The 18006-nt window shown below is 67.4% G+C and carries 14 protein-coding genes; 4 read left to right on the forward strand and 10 right to left on the reverse strand.

All coding sequences use genetic code 11. From position 1 onward, the window contains the following. Nucleotides 1–98: 98 nt before the first annotated feature. The gene (locus tag F0U60_RS39460; RefSeq protein WP_395807505.1) at nucleotides 99–1469 is read left to right on the forward strand and encodes a cytochrome P450; all 1371 of its coding nucleotides are present in this window, start codon (nucleotides 99–101) and stop codon (nucleotides 1467–1469) included. Nucleotides 1470–1530: 61 nt separating this feature from the next. On the opposite strand, the gene F0U60_RS39465 is transcribed toward F0U60_RS39460, so the two are convergent. From F0U60_RS39465 to F0U60_RS39480, 4 genes are all read right to left on the reverse strand, one after another. Next, entirely contained in the window at nucleotides 1531–3078 is a 1548-nt protein-coding gene (locus F0U60_RS39465; protein WP_395807507.1) for a prenyltransferase/squalene oxidase repeat-containing protein, read from the reverse strand. Nucleotides 3079–3150: 72 nt separating this feature from the next. Beyond that, nucleotides 3151–4149 carry a terpene synthase family protein gene (locus F0U60_RS39470; RefSeq protein WP_395807509.1) on the reverse strand — a complete coding sequence of 333 codons (999 nt, stop codon included), beginning with the start codon at nucleotides 4147–4149 and terminating at the stop codon, nucleotides 3151–3153. Between the two features lie 185 nt (nucleotides 4150–4334). Further along, nucleotides 4335–7847: a methionine synthase gene (gene metH, locus F0U60_RS39475; protein WP_395807511.1), complete on the reverse strand. Its 3513-nt coding sequence runs from the start codon at nucleotides 7845–7847 to the stop codon at nucleotides 4335–4337. Further along, nucleotides 7844–8737 carry an ArsR/SmtB family transcription factor gene (locus F0U60_RS39480; RefSeq protein ID WP_395807513.1) on the reverse strand — a complete coding sequence of 298 codons (894 nt, stop codon included), beginning with the start codon at nucleotides 8735–8737 and terminating at the stop codon, nucleotides 7844–7846. Before F0U60_RS39480 ends, metH begins: the two co-directional genes overlap by 4 nt. 106 nt (nucleotides 8738–8843) lie before the next feature. Between F0U60_RS39480 and F0U60_RS39485 the strand changes: the two genes are divergently transcribed. Then, entirely contained in the window at nucleotides 8844–9719 is an 876-nt protein-coding gene (locus F0U60_RS39485; RefSeq protein ID WP_395807515.1) for a patatin-like phospholipase family protein, read from the forward strand. Here the strand turns inward: F0U60_RS39485 and F0U60_RS39490 are convergent. The 4 genes from F0U60_RS39490 to F0U60_RS39505 form a co-directional block, all read right to left on the reverse strand. Beyond that, nucleotides 9716–10195 carry a hypothetical protein gene (locus F0U60_RS39490; RefSeq protein WP_395807517.1) on the reverse strand — a complete coding sequence of 160 codons (480 nt, stop codon included), beginning with the start codon at nucleotides 10193–10195 and terminating at the stop codon, nucleotides 9716–9718. The two genes, F0U60_RS39485 and F0U60_RS39490, sit on opposite strands and share 4 nt — an antisense overlap. A gap of 91 nt (nucleotides 10196–10286) precedes the next feature. Beyond that, nucleotides 10287–10727 carry a CoA-binding protein gene (locus F0U60_RS39495; RefSeq protein ID WP_395807519.1) on the reverse strand — a complete coding sequence of 147 codons (441 nt, stop codon included), beginning with the start codon at nucleotides 10725–10727 and terminating at the stop codon, nucleotides 10287–10289. Beyond that, nucleotides 10724–11629: a hypothetical protein gene (locus F0U60_RS39500; protein ID WP_395807522.1), complete on the reverse strand. Its 906-nt coding sequence runs from the start codon at nucleotides 11627–11629 to the stop codon at nucleotides 10724–10726. Before F0U60_RS39500 ends, F0U60_RS39495 begins: the two co-directional genes overlap by 4 nt. Nucleotides 11630–11646: 17 nt before the next feature. After that, on the reverse strand, nucleotides 11647–12984 hold the full coding sequence (locus F0U60_RS39505; RefSeq protein WP_395807524.1) for a flavin monoamine oxidase family protein: 1338 nt from the start codon (nucleotides 12982–12984) through the stop codon (nucleotides 11647–11649). A 214-nt stretch (nucleotides 12985–13198) separates the two neighbouring features. Between F0U60_RS39505 and F0U60_RS39510 the strand changes: the two genes are divergently transcribed. Continuing rightward, a complete protein-coding gene (locus F0U60_RS39510) occupies nucleotides 13199–14035 on the forward strand; it encodes a DUF2381 family protein (RefSeq protein WP_395807526.1) in 837 nt (278 codons plus the stop codon). Further along, complete coding sequence (locus tag F0U60_RS39515) at nucleotides 14032–15921, forward strand: serine/threonine protein kinase (protein ID WP_395807527.1); 1890 nt, start codon at nucleotides 14032–14034, stop codon at nucleotides 15919–15921. Before F0U60_RS39510 ends, F0U60_RS39515 begins: the two co-directional genes overlap by 4 nt. Nucleotides 15922–16886: 965 nt before the next feature. Here the strand turns inward: F0U60_RS39515 and F0U60_RS39520 are convergent. Both F0U60_RS39520 and F0U60_RS39525 read right to left on the reverse strand, forming a co-directional pair. Beyond that, nucleotides 16887–17033, reverse strand: a complete 147-nt coding sequence (locus tag F0U60_RS39520; RefSeq protein WP_395807529.1) for a hypothetical protein — start codon at nucleotides 17031–17033, stop codon at nucleotides 16887–16889. A gap of 237 nt (nucleotides 17034–17270) precedes the next feature. Further along, nucleotides 17271–17915: a TetR/AcrR family transcriptional regulator C-terminal domain-containing protein gene (locus F0U60_RS39525; protein WP_395807532.1), complete on the reverse strand. Its 645-nt coding sequence runs from the start codon at nucleotides 17913–17915 to the stop codon at nucleotides 17271–17273. Nucleotides 17916–18006: the final 91 nt, after the last annotated feature.

The raw sequence follows: 18006 nt of genomic DNA on the forward strand, positions 1-18006 counted from the left end.
GGCCAGGTAGCACCACCGGCGCCACACATCGTGGCGCCGGTTTCCCCCGCCCCCCCGCCGCGCAGTTACAACCCACTCCGCCGCGCAGTTACAATATTATGGAAACTTCCCAGCCCTACAAGACCATCCCCCGCATCTCGGGGGCTCCCCTCATCGGCAACCTGTCTGAGTTCCGCGCCAGCCGGCTGGATCTGCTGCTGCGCGTGAGCCGGGAGTGTGGCGACATCGGGTCCTTCCGGATCGGCCCCGTCGAGGTCGTGGTGATCAGCTCCGCCACACTCGCCAACTCGCTCCTGGTCGGCCATGCGGAGGACTTCAACGGAGGCCCCATCGGCCGCATCTTCGTACCGCTGGTGGGAGAGAAGAGCCTCATCTTCCAGGATGGCGCGCCCCACCGTGAGCAGCGCAAGCTGCTGGCGCCCAGCTTCCACCCGAAGCGCCTGGCCGAGTTCTGCCAGTCCATGACGCGCTACACCCAGGAGGCCGCGTCAGGTTGGCAGGACGGGCAGATGCTCGACATGGTCCATGAGATGACCATCCTGACCATGCGCATCATCGGGAAGACCATGTTCGACGTGGACTTCCAGAACGAGGCGCCCGAGCTGCGCGAGGCCATGATGGTGACGCTGGAGCACCTGGATCACATGAGCTCCAGCGCGCCCATCCCCCTGTCCTGGCCGACCGCCCGCAACAAGCGGGCCCGTGCGGCGATCGCCACCATCGACAACAGCATCCGGGCGATGATCGACGAGCGGCGCCGCGACTCCACGGACCGCAAGGACATGATGAGCTCGCTGCTGCAGGTGCGCGACGACGCCGGCCAGCCCATCGACGAGTCGCAGATCCGCGCCCACATCGTGACCTTCTTCAGCGCCGGGCACGAGACGACCGCCCTCGCCCTGAGCTGGACCTGGCAGCTGCTGGCCCGCCACCCCGAGGTGTACGCCAAGGTCCGGCAGGAAGTGGACGCGCTCGGCGGAAAGTCCCCGGGCTTCGAGGATCTGCCCCGGCTGAGCTACCTGCAGCAGGTCATCAAGGAGTCGCTGCGCCTGCACCCCACCATCTTCATGATCGCCCGCGCCGCCGTGCGCGACGTGGAGATCGATGGCTACCCCATCCGCAAGGGGCAGATGGTGCTGATTCCGCCCTACTGCATCCACCGCAACCCCGAGTACTTCCCGGAGCCGGAGCGCTTCCAGCCCGAGCGCTTCGAGACCGAGCGCGAGAAGAGCCGCCCCAAGCAGAGCTACATGCCCTTCGGCTCCGGCCCCCACACCTGCATCGGCAGCCACTTCGCGATGATGGAGACGCAGCTCATCATGGCGACGATGCTCCAGCAGTTGGATCTCGAGCTGCCGGCGGGTGAGCAGGTGAAGCCCCAGGTGCTCACGGTGTCGCTGCGCCCCTCCGCGTACAAGATGCGGGTGAAGCGCCGCAGCGGCGACGCCCCCCAGACGAAGGTGGCGTAGCGCCCACGCCCGCGGCCCCCGCTCCCGGTCCCCCACCGGGAGCGGACCGCTCAGCTCCGACTCAGGCCCCCCGCTCCTTCGACTTGCGCTGGTCTAGAATGAGCATGGCGCTCAGCTCGAAGATGGTGTCGATGCGGTCCACCCGGTAGAGCTCCTTGGCGATCCAGCACTTCACCTTGCTGTCGGGCCGGGCGAAGGGACGGTAGTTGTCCAGCATCCACGCGGAGGCCCGGTCGAGCGACGCGCCGATGCCCGGGTGGGTGAAGCCCTGCCGCTCCAGGTAGGCGAGCATCAGCACGGCATACGCCGTCTCCGTCAGGTTCGGCGCTCCATGGGTGCTCCAACCCCCATCCCGGTGCTGGGACACGAGCACGGCCTCGACCGCTTCACGCATCTCCTGCTCGTATGGGGAGCCAACCAGGGCGATGACCGCGTGGCTCGTCGTGTACAGCCACGAGCGGTTCCACTTGTCCACCGTCCACCGGCCGTCCGGCTCGCGCCGATCCAGCAGGAACTTCTGGAAGGGCGCCACGTCCTTGCCCATCACCATCAGGGCGTGGATGCAGCGGGCCGTCACCGTCGGTGACGGGTGCAGCTCGCCCGCGTAGGCGACGAAGTGGTTGTCGTTCTGGAAGCGGTAGAGGATGGACAAATCCACCGGGTAGCCGAACTCGTGCAGCAGCATCACGGCCGCCGCCGTGTTATCGCCGTCCTGCAGGAAGTAGTCGCTCATGGCGATGCCCTTGGGCCCCAGGGCACCGGCGATCTCCTTCACGACCGGGGCCACCACGCCCTCGAGGCGCGGATCCTTGAGGAGATCGGCGATCTGCAGGGCGTAGAGCGAGAAGAGCTGCTCGTAGCGCTCGAACGGGTAGATGGTCGACGTGACACCCGGAATGCCGATCTCGCACGCACGCTCGGCATTGGCCAGGTACTTGCGCGCACGGTTGACGGACTCCTGCAACTCCGGCTTGTTCGAGGCAGCCTTCACCCACGCCGCCGTCGCCGCCGGGCCGTGGCTGATACCCCCCGAGCCATCGAGGAGAACCGCGTTCGGCTCCGTGCCAGTGATCTCCCAGCAGTGGTTCCAGGGCATGCCCGGAATGACGGGCAGCTTCGCCACCGACTTGCGCTTGCGCTCGCCGAACTCCAGCAGCTGGCCGTAGGGCTTGCGGGGGATGTGCATCTCGCCCGCCGCGTCGAGCTGATCCAACAGGCCAGGGAGGACAATCTCTCCGCCCACGGGGAGATCGTCCTTGGCCATCTTCGCCGAGGTGGACCACATCGCCGCCTGCCTGCGGACGAAGGCCACGCCCTCCCGGATGGCGACACGGGTCTCGTTGCGGCGGCCGTACTCGCGCAGCGCGAGGACCGCGGCCAGCGTGGGAATGTCCCGGTGGAGAGGCATGGCGGGGTCACCCCAGCCCCCATCGGGCTGCTGCTTCGACAACAACCAATCCACCGCGGGCCAGACCCCCTCCGCCGGAGGGAGGATCCGGAGCATCTGGGCCGTGTCGTAGACGGACGGGCTCATCAGCCCACCCTTCGAGCCCAACGCGGAGATCAACGAGTGCAACTCCGCCACCAAGACATCCTGGATTCGTTTCATTGTGAGGCAGACACCTTTTTGGGGGGGGACTTCAGGAGGGGAGGTTTCAGGAAGGTTTCAGCGAGAGCGCGCCTACCCACCGGACTCGGCATGGTGGAACTCGCGCTGCATGTAGAACATCCGGCTGAAGTGGCCCGTCGCGACCAGCGTCTTGCCCCAGGGCCGCAGGGGCTCGGGGAGCTGTCCGACGACCTTCTGGAGCGACTCGAGGTGCTGCCCAGCGCGCTCCACCGCGGACTTCTCGGCCTCCGCCTCGGACATGCCGCCCGCGATGAGCAGGCTCAGCCCGTTGGCCTTCCCCTCAGCGCGCTCGCGCTCGAGGCTGCGCACGTCATTCATCCAGCGGCCCAGCAGCGCCATCTCCACGAGGGCGCGCTCGACGAGCGGCTCCTGCAGAACATCTCCCGCGAAGTCCGGCCCGAGCACCACGAGCGCCGCGGCGTGGTACATGGGCGCGCCGCAGGTCCACCGCGACACGTCCAGGTAATGCTGCAGCGTGGGCAGCGTGCCGTCCTGCTGCGCGCGGCGCTTGTCCTTCAGCTCCGTCGAGTGGGCCTCGCACATGCGCCGGAAGTGCTCCTGCCAGAGGGCCAGATAGCGCTTCGCACCGGGAAGTGCGTGGAGCGAGCGCGCCACGTCCTGCACGGCGCCGCCCACGGCCTCAGCCTCGCCAGCGCCCGTCCACGACTGGGACTCGGGCGCGCGGGCCGTCTCCGCGTAGCGCGCGAGCACCCGGTGAATCTCCTCGTCCGAGAGCGCGCCGATCTCCCCGTCCGCGATGTCGTCCACGGCGAACACCAGCAGCCCCACCTTGGAGATGAGCAGGTGCTGCTCCAGCGTCGCTCCGGGGTCGGAGGCAACACACCCCAGCGTGGCCGCCTTGAGCCGAGAGGTCGCGATGGCCGGGAAGCGCTCCCTCCACGCCATCAGCCCCGGCATGAGCTCCTTCACCCGCGCCTGGACGCGCTCGAGGAGCTCCTTCGGAATGCCCGGGGCCTTGGCCTCCGCGTACTGGTTCTGAAGCTCCCGAACCACTCCGAAATGTTTGCCTTCCAAGTTCTGCGTACTCATGGGGCCGGGCTCCAGGAGCTTGGTGGCGCAAGATGCGCAACCAGTGTTCCTGGACTTCTACCATGATTCCGCAATTTTCCGTAACTCCCTGACCCACCTCTGGGTAGTAGGCGACTCACCGAGCGGGCGAATGCATGCACTTCGCCCACATGAGACCACCCTCAGGGAGCCCGCTCGGGAGCCGCTCAGGTCACCGCGAAGTAGTTCGCCTGCGGGTGGTGGAAGACGAGCGCGGACACGCTGGCCTCGGGCTCCATCATGCAGCCGTCGGTGAGCTGCACGCCAATGTCCTCGGGACGCAGGGCCTGGAACAGCAGCGTCTGGTCCTCGAGCCGAGGGCACGCCGGGTAGCCGAACGAGTAGCGCTTGCCCTGGTACTCGGCGCGGAAGCGCTCGAGCATCGTCATGTCGGGACGATCCGGGAAGCCCCACATGCTGCGCAGCTGGGTGTGCAGCATCTCCGCGTAGGCCTCGGCCGTCTCCAGCGCGAGCGCCTGCACCGCGTGCATCTTGAGGAACTCGCCCTTCGCCTTGAACTCCTCGCTCAGCTCGCGGATGCCCTGCCCCGCCGTCACCACGAACATGGCCAGGTTGTCGCGCGGCTCGCCGTTCTCCAGCGGCTTCACGAAGTCGGCCAGGCACAGTCCGCCCGTCTTCTCCTGACGCGGCAGATCGAACACCACGACCGGCCGGCCCGACTCCCCGTCGAAGAGGTGGATGCGGTTGCCCTCACTGCCCACCTTGAAGAACTGGAAGACGGCCTTGGCCTGCATGCGTCCACCGCGCAGCTCGCCCTTGATGGACTCCACCTGCTCCTTGAGCGCGAGCGCCTTGCGGCCCTCCTCCGTCTTCGCCAGCTCCGCCTCCGCGGGCGTGCCCAGCGAGCGCGACGCCGTGCGCAGACCCAGGTGCCGCCCGTAGAGCATCACCGGGTTCACGAAGCGCCAGATGGTGTCCAGCGGCGTGTTCGTCAGCACGTGCCGCGAGAAGTCCGGCGCCGGAGGCACCTGCTCCAGGATGGACACCTCGGGGCTGCGCACCGCCGCCACCGGGGCACTGGGCTTGGGCCGGTCCTTGTCCTGCTGCGCCAGCTTCGTGCGGCGCTCAGCCAGCTCGCCCTTGAGCTTCTCGTGCGCGGCCGGGTCCACAATCTGCTTGGCCAGCTCCAGGCCGCTCATCGCGTCCTGCGCGTACGCCACCGTGCCGCCGTAGGCCGGAGCGATGTTGCGGTCCACGAAGTTGCGGCTCAGCGCGGCACCACCCACCAGGATGGGCACGTCCACGCCCTGGCGCTTCAGGTCCTCCGCCGTGGCCACCATCTGGTGCGCGCTCTTCACGAGCAGGCCGCTCAGGCCGACGATGTCCGGGCCGTGCTCGCGCACCGCCATCACGAGCTGCTCGGGCGGCACCTTGATGCCCAGGTTCACCACCTGGAAGCCGTTGTTGGCGAGGATGATCTCCACCAGGTTCTTGCCGATGTCGTGCACGTCGCCCTTCACCGTGGCGAGCACGATCTTCCCGCGAGAGGCCGCCTGGGCCTTGCTCATCCTCGGCTCCAGGTAGCTCACCGCGGCCTTCATCGCCTCGGCGCTCTGGAGCACCTCCGCGACGATGAGCTCGTTGGCGCCGAAGAGCCGGCCCACCTCGTCCATGCCCTTCATCAGCGGGCCGTTGATGATCTCCAGCGGCGCGTACTTCTGCAGCGCCAGCTCCAGATCCGCATGCAGACCGTCGCGGCTGCCCTCGATGATGTAGCGCTGCAGGCGCTCCTCGAGCGGCAGCGTGCTCACATCCGCCTTCTTCGGCTTGCGCTCACGGAAGTGCGCGGCGAAGGGAGTCACGGGATCCGTGCCCCGGTCGTAGAGCAGGTCCTCGGACAGCTGGCGCTCCTCCTGCGGCAGCGACGGGTAGCGCTCGAGCTTCTCCGAGTTGACGAGCGCCATGTCCAGGCCCGCCTGGACGCAGTGGTAGAGGAACACCGAGTTGAGCACCTCGCGGCCGGCGGTGGGCAGGCCGAAGGACACGTTGGAGATGCCCAGCACCGTCTTGCACTGAGGGAAGCGCTGCTTGATGAGGCGCACGCCCTCGATGGTCTCCACCGCGCTGCCCGTGTACTGCGCATCGCCCGAGGCGCACGGGAACACAAGCGGATCGAAGTACAGGTCCTCCGCCCTCATCCCGTACTTGCCGGTGAGCAGCTCGAAGGAGCGCTCGGCCACCTCCAGCTTGCGCTGACGGGTGACGGCCATGCCCTTCTCGTCGATGCACCCCACCACCAGCGCGGCTCCGTACTGACGCGCCAGCGGCACCACCTTCTCGAAGCGCTCCTCACCATCCTCCAGGTTCACCGAGTTGATGATGGCCTTGCCCTGCGAGTACGTGAGCGCCATCGCGATGATGCGCTCGTCCGTGGAGTCGATCATCAAGGGCACGCGCACCTTCTTGACGACCACCTCCAGGAAGTTGCGCATGTCCTCGAGCTCGTCCCGGTCCGGGTTGGCCAGGCAGACGTCGATGACCTGCGCGCCGCGCTTCACCTGGGCCCGGGCGATCTCCGATGCGTCCTCGAGCTGGCCCGCGACGATGAGCTCCTTGAACTTCTTGCTGCCGATGACGTTGGTGCGCTCGCCGACGATGACCGGGCGCTCCTCGTCACGCACCTCCAGGAAGTCCACCCCGGAGAGCGTGGAGCGCGCCGGCGGAAGCTCGCTGCGCGGCTTGAGGCCCTTCACCGCGTCGGCGATGGCGCGCACGTGGCCCGTGTGCGTGCCACAACAGCCACCCACCACGTTGAGCCAACCCTGCTCACAGAAGCGGCGCAGCGAGCGCGCCAGCATCTCGGGCGTCTCCAGGTAGTGCCCGTTCTCGTCGGGCAGGCCCGCGTTGGGCACACACGACACCGCGAAGGGGCTCATGGAGGCCAGAGAGCGGATGTGGTCCGTCATGAACTCGGGGCCCGTGGCGCAGTTGAGGCCCAGGTACAGGAGCTCCACGTGCTCCAGCGACACCGCCAGCGCCTCCACGGACTGGCCCGCCAGCATGGTGCCCATGGGCTCGATGGTGCCGGACACCGCCACCGGCAGCTTCCACCCCAGCTTGCGGAAGGCCCTGTCGCACCCGAGCAGCGCCGCCTTCACGTTGCGCGTGTCCTGGCACGTCTCCAGCAGCAGGTAGTCCGAGCCACCCAGCGCGAGCGCCTCCGCCTGCACGGCGAAGTTGTCCACCAGCTCCTCGAAGGTGATGCCGCCCGTCACGCTGATGGCCTTCGTGGTGGGGCCGATGGAGCCCGCCACCCAGCGCATCCGCCCATCCCGGGCCTCGGCCTCCAGCGCCGCCTCGAGCGCCAGCTTCGACGCCGCGATGTTGATCTCCACCGCCTTGTGCGACAGGCCGAACTCGCCCAGCACCAGCGGCGTGCCGCCGAAGCTGTCCGTCTCCGTCACGTCCGCGCCCGAGGCGAAGTACGTCGCGTGGATGCTCTTGATGACGTCCGGCCGCGTGAGGACGAGGTTCTCGTTGCAGCCCTCGTATTCGGCCCCGCCGAAGTCCGCCGCCTTGAGGTTCTTCTGCTGCAGCAGCGTGCCCATGGCGCCATCCAGCACCAGCACGCGCTCGCGCATCGCGGCCCGGAGGGCCTCAACGCGGCGACCATGCTCACCCGGAGGAGGAGGAAGAGGCGTGGGAAGGTGGCTGCTCATTTCTTGACTCCAGTGATGAGAAAGACGCGGAAGGGACTCGCCCCCTCGCGTGCATGCGTTTCGCGCGTGAGGGCTCCAAAGCCCACCTCGCGCAGGGAGGTCTCGAGCGTCTCTGGCGCGAAACCCAGGTGCCGGTGGCCCAACCGCTCCAGCACCCACCGCTCGTCGTGCGGCATCAACTCCAACAACACCAGCTTGCCCCCGGGCTTGAGGATGCGGGCGGCCTCGGCCAGCACCGCCGGGGGGGACTCCACGTGATGGAGGCTCTGGGAGATGACCACCAGGTCGCGCTCGCCCGAGGGCAGCGACAACCGGTGCAGATCCTCGCGAAGAAAAGTGATGTTCGAACGGCCCTCGCGAGCAGCGCGCTCCCGAGCCTGCGCCAGCGCGGCGGCGCTCTGATCAATGGCCCATACCCGCGACGCCCATCGCGCAATGGCCACCGACAGCACCCCCGTGCCACACCCGAAGTCCGCCACGTCCAGCGCCGGCAGCAGCGAGGCCAAGGCCCCCGCCCACAGGAACCAGGACTGTCCCGGCTCCAGCAGCCGCTCGTTGAGGGCCTGCCGATCCTCGCGCTGCCGCAGCAGATCCTCGAGCCGGGCCGAGTCACCCTCGTCGTCCGCCGCCTCGCGCGCCAGACGGATGAGAGGCCAGCGGGAGTCCGTCGGCTCCAGCGCCAACGAGTAATAGGTGAAGCCCGCCTGACGCTCCTCGCGGATGAGCCCCAGGCCCTTGAGCTTCCCCAGGTGGTGCGACACCGAGGACTGCGCCACTCCCACCAGGGACACCAGCTCCGACACGTTCAGCGGGGCCCGCGCCACCAGGCGAAGGATGCGCAGTCGTGTCGGGTCACCGAGGGCCCGGAAGGATTGGGAGAGTTCCTCCATATCGTCGAATCTACATACGTCGATACGCCACGAAAGGCCAGAGGGGGAACACTTAGAATCGACGCGGCGCGTTGCCATGTGGGGAAGGGTCATCTAGAGACGGGGCATGCCCGCTCCCTCTCTGCGCCAGCTCCTCGAAGGCAAACGTTTCGGACTCGTTCTCTCAGCCGGGTATTTCGGCTTCTACGGACACGCCGGCTTCCTCAAAGGGCTGGCAGCCACAGGCCTCAAGCCCACCGCGTATGCCGGAACGAGCGCCGGCGGCCTGGTCGCCGCGTACGCCGCCGCGGGAGCGAGCGTGCCCTTCATCGAAGAGCTGGTCCTCAAGCAGACACGGCAGGCCTTCTGGGATCCGGACCCCATTGGGGCGGTGGTCAACGCGCTCCCGGTGAATGGCCACGGTGCCACGGGCCTGCTCAAGGGCGAGCGCTTCCGCAAGCTGCTGGAGCGGACGCTGCCGGTGCAGAGCTTCGAGGAGCTGCCACACCCGCTGCTGCTGGCGAGCGCCAACCTCTCACAGGGGACGCACGAGATTTTCACCTCCGGCGAGCTGGCGCCTCGGGTGCACGCCACGTGCGCCTACCCGGGCCTGTTCCGCGCGGTGCGCCTGGGTCGCGACCTGTACTGGGACGGGGGTCTGGTGGACAAGGCGCCCGCGCTCTCCATGAGGGAGAGCGCCTTCGGTAAGGACCTGGACGCCATCCTCGTGCACTACCTGCCGAGCCGCACACGCAAGATGCTGGGCGGCCCCATGGCGTATGCCCAGGGCATTGCCGCGGGTTCAGCGGCGCTGCGGCACGATCACTTCCGGCTGCAGCTCTCGCTGCTCAAGGAGCGCGGCTTCCCCGTCTACGTGGTGGTGTCCAACCTGCCGCCGGTGTCCCCGACGCAGATGGAGCGCGGCTTCGATGCGCTGCACCAGGCGAAGCTCAGCGCCGAGCGCGCCATGGCCCGGCCTCCTGTCCCCTTCGAGGAGGCCTAACGGGCGGAGTGCTCCAGGCGGGACACCCGGAGCCCGAAGTGCTCGCGAATGAGCCCCGCCTGGAGCGGGAGCCCCGCTTCCTCGAAACGTCCGGCCGCCCAGGCCGCCGCCTCGTGCAGGTTGGAGACAACGACGTAGGGAGTCACCAGCGGTTTGGCATGCAGAAAGGCCCGCATCGCCAACCCGAGGAAGGGCGAGCGGATGACAAAGGCAGTGCCGAGACGCCACTCGCGCAGCAACGCCTCGTTCGCATCCATCCAGTCCGCCTGGAGCCGCCGCTTGCCATCCACCGACGTGCTGCGGCTCTGGCTCGTGTCCATGATGAAGAGGTGCCGCTCGCCGCGCAGCAGATAGGACCTCATCCGTTCGAGATACGCCTCGAACTGGGCGTGGCTCAGTTGCCCGACCAGGCGGACGATGAGCAGCGGCCACAGTGAGTCATCGAAGAACGCACCGGTGGCGGGTTGTCTATCCATGGGGTCAGGAGCCCGAGGCTGGCCCCTACATGCATCCAGGGACGTCCCGCGTCAATCCGTGGCAACCCGCACACCGGGCATCGGGTGGAGCTCAGCGCCCGTAGCGACGGTGGTCCACCATCAAGCAGCGGTCCTGCACCACCTTGATGCCCGCCTCGGCCAGCCGGCGGGCCGCCGCGTCATTGCGGATGCCCGACTGGAACCACACCGCCTTCGGCTTCTTGGCGAGGATGTCGTCCACGTGCTGGTTGATGTCGTTCGGTCGCCGGAACACGTCCACCAGATCAATCTCTCCCGGAATGTCCACCAGCCGCCGATACACCGGCCTGCCGAGGATGTGCGTGACGTCCGGGTAGTAGACGGGCACGGGCACCACCTCCACGCCCGCCCCGGCCAGGTACTGCGGCACGTAAAAAGCCGGCTGGCCTTGCTGCAGCTCCGTCTTGATGCCCAGCACTGCCACGCGCTTGCTGCCCTGCACCACCGCGCGGATGCCCGCCTCGTCACTGATGAGGTTCTGCTCGTAGCTCATCGCCGCTCCTCCTCGGGCGCTCGCAACGACTCCAACGCCGACTGCGTCGCCCACGTCCAGGTCTCTCCGTCCAACGTCGCCTTCAGGGTGAGCCCGCGCCGCACCGGCAGGAAGCGGCCCCTCCCGAGCAACTGTTCTCCTTCACACTCAACCCCTGGCGTGAGCTGCGGGTTCCCCGCCAGGAGCAGCGCCTCGTGCAACTCCTGGGACGCCCCTTCCCCCGGCGCCTCCAGGCAGCGCAGCGTGAACACCATCGCCTCACCCTGCTCGGTGGGCCCCGTACCGTGGAAGGTGCGCTCCAGCAGGTATGTCACCTCGTGCCCACCCAGCGGCACCGTGCCCACCACGTAGCTGTGTTGCCCAGGTGCCAACGTCCGCCCATAGAGACCGCCGTACTTCACCGCCCACTCACCGCGCGTGCGCGACTCCAGCGCGTCGGGGGCGAAGAAGGCCTCCAGGGGCGTGACGTCCTGTCCGGGTGGAGCCACCGCATCGAGCGCCGCCAGAGCACCCTCTGGCTCCACCACCCGCACGTAGGCACCATCCGCCGCGAGCCGCACGCGCAAGTCAAAGCGTGTGAGGACATCATCCACCAGCGTCTCCACCGGAGTCCCGTCGCGCGAGTAGCGCGCCTGCGTCACCCGCTGCGTGAGGAGCCAGCCGCCCTGCTCAGGCGTGAAGCGCGTGACGGTGGTCAGCACCGCCTCCTGAGAACCCGGCGCCCCCCTGCGCTGCAGGGAGCTCTTCACCGTCTCCGTGAGGACCGAGTCCTCGGGAGGCTGGAACTCGAGCCGAAGAGGAGGAGGCGTGGTCGACTCGGGCACCGGCGGAAGGACCTTGCGGCTGCACGCGGTGGCCGAGGCCACGAGGAGCACCAGGGAGCACGAACGAAGGAGTCGCATGACGTCGGCGCACGCTGTCAGAAAGCACCCTTGCTCGCGAGCGCTTCGTTCCTCAGGACCTCGCGAGCCGCGCGAATCCCCGTCGCGAGCGCTCCATGGACAGTGCCCTCCTCGCCCTCGAGGTGGGTGGCCTCGCCGGCGAAGAACACGGTGCCCTGAACAGGCCGGGCCAGGACCTCCATCGCATCCACGGCCCCGGCCGGAATGACGCAATACCCGCCCCGGGAGAAGGGCTCCCGCTGCCAGTCCTGGACTCGCCAGCTCTCGACCTGTTCCTCGAGCGCACGACGGGAGAGTTTGAAGATGCGCCCGAGCGACTCCACCGCGTGCCGGAACACCTCCTCCTCGCGAAGTCGGGAGAGCGCCTCGGCGGCAGGTCCACCCGTCCAGCCCACGAGGTAGCGCGAGCGCAGGGGCGAGAGCGTCCACCAGGTGGGAATGGAGAGCTGCGGGGCGTGGAAGAAGCCATGGCGCCGGGTGTCCTCGCGCTCCTCCCAGAAGGGCGAGCGGAAGCGCAGAAGCACCTTCACGAGAGGCCCCATCTCGAGCCGAGCCATCGCACGCTCCTTCTCCGGGATGCGGGGAAGGAACCGCACCGCGCCGGGCTCGGGAGGCGCGGCCTTCAGCACACCCAGGGGCAGCGTCACCACGGCTCGCCGGGCCCGAAAGACGCCGAGAGGTGCGCCCTCACGCGTGCGAGCGCGCACCTCGACTCCCCGACGCGACCACCTCACCAGCTCGGCGACAGCGTTGAAGAAGAGCGTCTGGGGCCGGCGCATCAACCCCCGGACGAGCGGCGCCAGCACCCGGTCATAACCCTGGAGCGCACGTGAAGGCGCAATGCCTCCGAGCGCTTCCGCGGCGCGCTCCATGCGGGCGATGGCGAGCGAGCTGGCCGTGTCCACGGTGGCCGCGTAGAAGCCCTCCACGTAGGCGCGGGCCAGAAGGACCTTGCGCTCGGACCAGTGCCCGGAGCGAGCGTGCTCGGAGATCAACTGGCTCACGGGGCGGTCCGGAGGCTCAGCGGCGGCGAGGTCCTCCACGAACTCGAAGTCTGCGTCTCCGACCTGAAGCCTTCCGCGCCAGAGCAGGGCGTGTGAGTCGTTGCACGTGCCCACCTTCACCCGGCCGCGCCGGGCCAGCTTCTGGAGAAGGCGAGGCTTGCCATGGAAGAACTCCGCGCCCAGTTCCAGGGGGATGTCATCGAGCGCGTCGCGCACGGTGTCCACCCGGCCACCTGGGCGATCCCGGGCCTCCAGCACGACGACGCGCAGGCCCGCGCGGGTCAGCCGATCCGCGGCGGCGAGCCCCGCGGCCCCGGCGCCCAGGACGACCACGTCGGAAGAACAGTCCATGCCTCTTCCATGAGCACGCCCGTCGCGGGCATCAGGGAGCGAGCCGCGGACCCCTGCCTGCCTGAACGGTAGATCGAGCAACCAGGAAGGGCTCGGCTCCTACCACGCACCATCTCCCGAGTCATTTCCACCAAGGTGACCACACGAGTGGTTTTGCGCTTGTCCCCTCGAACGGGCCTCCCCTACCCTGCGCGCCCATTCGTCGAGGCTCCGCGTGCGCCCTGGTCCCTGGCTCCTGCTGCCGTCACTCCTGCTCTCCACCCTGGCTTCTGCGCAGGACCCGCCCGGTGGACAAGTGCTCCAGTGGCGCACGCTCGTGGCTCCCGCCCGCCCCGACGAGGTGCCTCCCCTGGAGCTACACATTCGCGCCGGAGTGGCCACGCTCGCCCGGTTCGAAGCCCCCTTGCGGCTCGGAGCCATGAGGCTTCCGGCACACGAGGAGCGCATCCAACTCGTCCGAACGAACGACGGTGCGCTGGTCGTCATCTCCACCACGAACCTGGCCAAGGGAGAACAGGTCCCACTCACGGTAGAGACCGAGCCCGGTGCCGAGCCCCTCCGCTTCGTGTTCATCACCCGGCACGACACGGTGGACGCGCAGGTACGCGTGGTGTTCGGACAGACGTCCGACGATGGGACGGAGGCGGAGTCCATGGCCCGGAGCATCCTCGCCACGCCAGACGCCCGCGCCATGCTCGCCATCCCCCAAGTAACGGTGGACCGCGACCCACGGGCCGCACGCGGACAGGCCGAATCCGTGCTCTGGGTGGGGCAGCGCTTCTTCGCCACCGTGGCCGTGCGCAGCCGCAAGAAGGGAGCCCCACCTTGGAGACTGGTTCAAGCACGCCTGCGGGCAACGCTCCCGGACGGAACCCTCCTGGAGTGGCCCGCGCACCTGACCTCTGGAACAGCAGACACCATCCGTCAGCGCCACATCGTGACCGACCTCCTCCCGGAAGGGGCCTCAAGGTTGGAGCTGGCTCTGGACGGACAGGAATCACCCGGAGCATTCCAACGCATCCCCATAGAGGAAGTGCGGACCCGCCCATGAGCCCGCCAATCCATCCCAACCAACTCCGCGCGGGGGACCGCGTGAGGGACTTCTACATCGTGCGCCAGCTGGGTATCGGAGGATTCGCCTTCGTCTTCCAGGTGGCACGTGGGGGTCACCAGTACTCGATGAAGATGGCGGCCCGACCACCATCGGCAGAGGACGAGGACCGGGTGGATGCCTGGATGCGCCGCGAGGTCGCCTCGCTGGAGTACCTCGACAACCCCCACCTGCTGCCAGTACTCGAGTGGGGCCGGTGGCCCAATCCGGAAAAGGGTTACGCATGGTTTGTCACGCCCTACATCTCAGGGAGTACATTTCACGTGTGGCGCTGGCGTAAACGAGCATCGCTCCACCGCGCGGTGGGTGTGCTGTGCGAGCTCCTGAAAACGCTGGAGGCCCTGCATAAACGCGGCGTATGCCACCGGGACGTCAAGGCGGACAACCTCCTGGTGCGCCAGGGAGATGACAGCCCAATCCTCATCGACTTCGGCTCGGCGCACCTGCCCTGGGCTCGCCCCCTGACGGAGGGACTGGCTCCCGGAACCCTCTACTGCCAGCCACCCGAGGCCATCGCTTTCGTGCTGTTCGACGCCACGCGCCCGGGGTCGCGACTGGAGGCACGTCCCGCCGCTGATCTGTATGCCATTGGTGTCTTGCTTTACGAAACCCTCACCAACTGCCGTCCTTTCAGCACCCGGCTGTCGCTGGAGCAATCACTGGTGGCCATCGCCACCACACCGCCCCTGCACCCCCAGCAGCTCGCCCCCGCAGCTCCCGCTTCCCTGTGCGCCCTGGCCCTGTCGCTCCTGGCGAAGGACCCCGAACACCGGCCCCCGAGCGCCCGCGCCGTGCGTGAGGAATTGGAGCGGCTGCGTGGAGAAGAAGGGCATACCGAGTCCTGGCAGGCTCCCGCGAAGCGGCCTTCCGAATGCACGGGGTTGAGGAAGCTCTTTCCGGACGTGGACATGCTGGAGGAGTCGCGGGATGAAGCACAGGAGCCGGAGCAACCCGCCCCCCCTCTATCCCAGGAGACCCCGCTACCCGCGCACACAGGGCCAGTGGGAAGGCGGACGCGGCGATTCGTCGCGCTGGCACTCGGACTGGGGTTGCTCGGGATAGGGTGGACGCTCCTCCGCGTCGCACAGGCGCCTCCTCCAGAGGGCGGCTGGCATGCGGAGCCCACCGCGCCGGCCAGTCCGGCGCCTTCCGACAAAGGAACGCAGTCCGTGTCCTCCGCTCCCAACTCCGAAGCCACCCTCTCTTCCCCTACCCCGACCCAGGCGGACTCACGCCTGTGCGTGCTGCTCACCAGCATGCTGGGAGTGGCCGCCGCGCAACTCGCCGGGTGTGCCACCGCTCCCGTCCGGCCCGATCCCATCGGATACCTCGCGAGTTGCTCACCTGAGGCCCGCGCCACTCCCGTCAAGCTGGGCATCGTGCCCGACGAGCAAGGTTCCTTCATCGACCCGGAATCCGGTACTCCCGTATCGGATGAATCCATCGAGGATGGGGGCGCCCTCAACCTCAAGCCCGGTCCCATCTCCGCCTCCATGCTCGTGAACATGAAGGGACAGGAGTTGTACGTGAGAATCACCGGCGAGGCCGTGACGGCCCCCCATCGTGTCTACATCCAGTTCGACCGACTGTACCTACCAGATGGCACCTCGTATCCCATCTGTGGAGTGGCCCTGGATGGATTGCATCAGTACGGCATCCCAACGTACGCGAAGTTGCCCATGCATGGGGCCAAGGTGGACCCGGCCCGTGTGGACAAGAGTCCCGGCAGCGTGGTGCTCAACGACCCACGCTTCGAGACGGTGTTGCAGGGACCCGAGGGCTACTACATGCCCCGCGTCAACATGGCCCCACCGGACTGGCGCTGAGTCCTTCCGCTTGGGCCAGTCGGAACCGCGGCGCTCCATGCGCCGCGTGTCTCCAGGACGGATACCATCAACGGGCGCACCTCAGTTGTCTGTGTTGAAAACGCAAAACCCGAGGTACCGCTCCGATGCGCCCACACATTTCTCCAGCGGCCCACAGGAGCCCTGTGATTCGGAGCGACATCGCTGACGGCACCGCCCTTTGACGCACGAAAAACCATCGGTGCACGGAGCCCCTTGCTCGTCACACGTCAGTACACACTTCATCAGCGCATCAACTTGCGACTCTTGGGAAGACAAGGAGACGTCGCACACCTGCTCCGCAGGACAGGGATTGAGCTGACAATCCACTCCATGCACCCGCGCGCACATCGACATTCCGTGCTCCAATGCCACACATCGCTGTCCCTCGGGACAGGCCTGTCCCTCGCAAGAGGGAAGACATGAAGGACCCTCCGCATCCGCAGTGCCACAGAAATAGCCATCGGGGCAACTCCGGGGAGCATGAGGCTGGCAGGGGCGGCGGCATTTCCTGGCAGTGCACACCAGACCCGGGATGCATCCCATGTCCTGCTTTATAGGTAACTTCAGGCAAAACTCCCCCTCCTTCGCACTTCCCATGGCCCCGCACACACGCACCACACGCTCGCCCATGGTCACCGAGCGGCAAGCGAATCCCTCATTGCAATCCAGGTCCGTCGCACACTGGCTCGCCGTACAAAAGGGTTTCCGCATGAACTGATCTCGCAGACAGATGAGTGGGGCGTCGCAATCCTCATCTCCGCGACAGGGCTTCTGAAAAGTGAGCAACCGGCGCAGTGATTCCGGGGGAAGCATGGGGACAATCCTGCGGTCATCGATACGCACCGCATGCGGTCCAACTCCGCCGGGCAACAGCCAACTCACAGCCCAGATGAGGGGAACCGGAAGCAGAAGCCCCAGCAAAACGGCGGGCAGGGCACGCCACTTCATTTCCGGGCCGCCCTCTTCCTCAATTCCTCTTCACATGAGGCCATGCACTTATCGTAGCCCCCCGGCTCATACCCGCATTCCATCTGGACATCCTGCGGGTCGCAACTGTCTTCGGCCAACTCCTTGGCGATGTCCTTGAGCATGGCCTGATCAATGGTTCCCCCCCTTGCCAAAGGCATGAGGGCATCCCGTCTTGACCATCAACATCAGCAGCCCTGCCGCCGCCGCGTGCACACGCTTCATCAACCCGGCCCCCCTGAGCGCGGGAAGCGCTCGGAGGCACCAGCATAGCTCCCGCTCTCCGAGTGGAGCTAGCGCGCACAGAGAGTAAGTCCGGACACCTACGAGCACCGGTCCTATGCAGCCGGTGCCCGCGAGTCTCACCGCCCACGCGGGAGCAACTGCTCCATTCCACCGAGGATCAGCTTCAGCCCTCGCTCGAAGCGATCATCGAATTTCGTGAACATCTCCTCGCCCGCGGCCAAGGCGAGCGGGAAACGTTTGCCATCGACTCGTTGGGCTCGCCGCTCCGGGTCGTACTCCTCGTTGTGTTGGCCCGGCAGCGGATTCACGGCCTGCTCCTCGATGGTGAACCCCACCGTGTAGTTGTAGACCGTGGAAAAGCCACACACCGCGTCGCGAAGCGAGAACCCGGCGTCGACGAGCTTCCGGAGAATAGCGTCCATCGACGCGTACAACGTCTCATCGGTGAGGCGCGTGCCGCTGAAGACCTTCGCTCCATCGCGGTAGCTGAGCATCATTCGCCGCAGGCCCCGGGCTGTCTCCGCCAGGAACTCCGCCCAGGACTGTCTGGCACCGGGACGCTTCGTCGCCCCCACCATATCCCTGAGCATCGTGGTGGCCATCTCGTCGAGCAGCTCGTCCTTGTTCTTGAAGTGCCAGTACAGCGCGGGCGCCTGCACCTCGAGCTCGCGCGCGATCCGCCGCAGCGTCAGCCCCTCCAGTCCTTCCTCGTTCAGCACCCGCAGCGCCGTGCGCACCACCAACTCGCGATCCAGTCCCATCACCACCTCGGTCCGGCTCGGAGCTTGACAGCTTAACGCCGTTAAATGCATGCTTAACGCCGTTAAGTTCGCCTCCCTGGCGAAGGAGGAA

Origin of the sequence: Archangium minus (assembly GCF_044360475.1) — a bacterium.
Classification (GTDB): domain Bacteria; phylum Myxococcota; class Myxococcia; order Myxococcales; family Myxococcaceae; genus Archangium; species Archangium minus.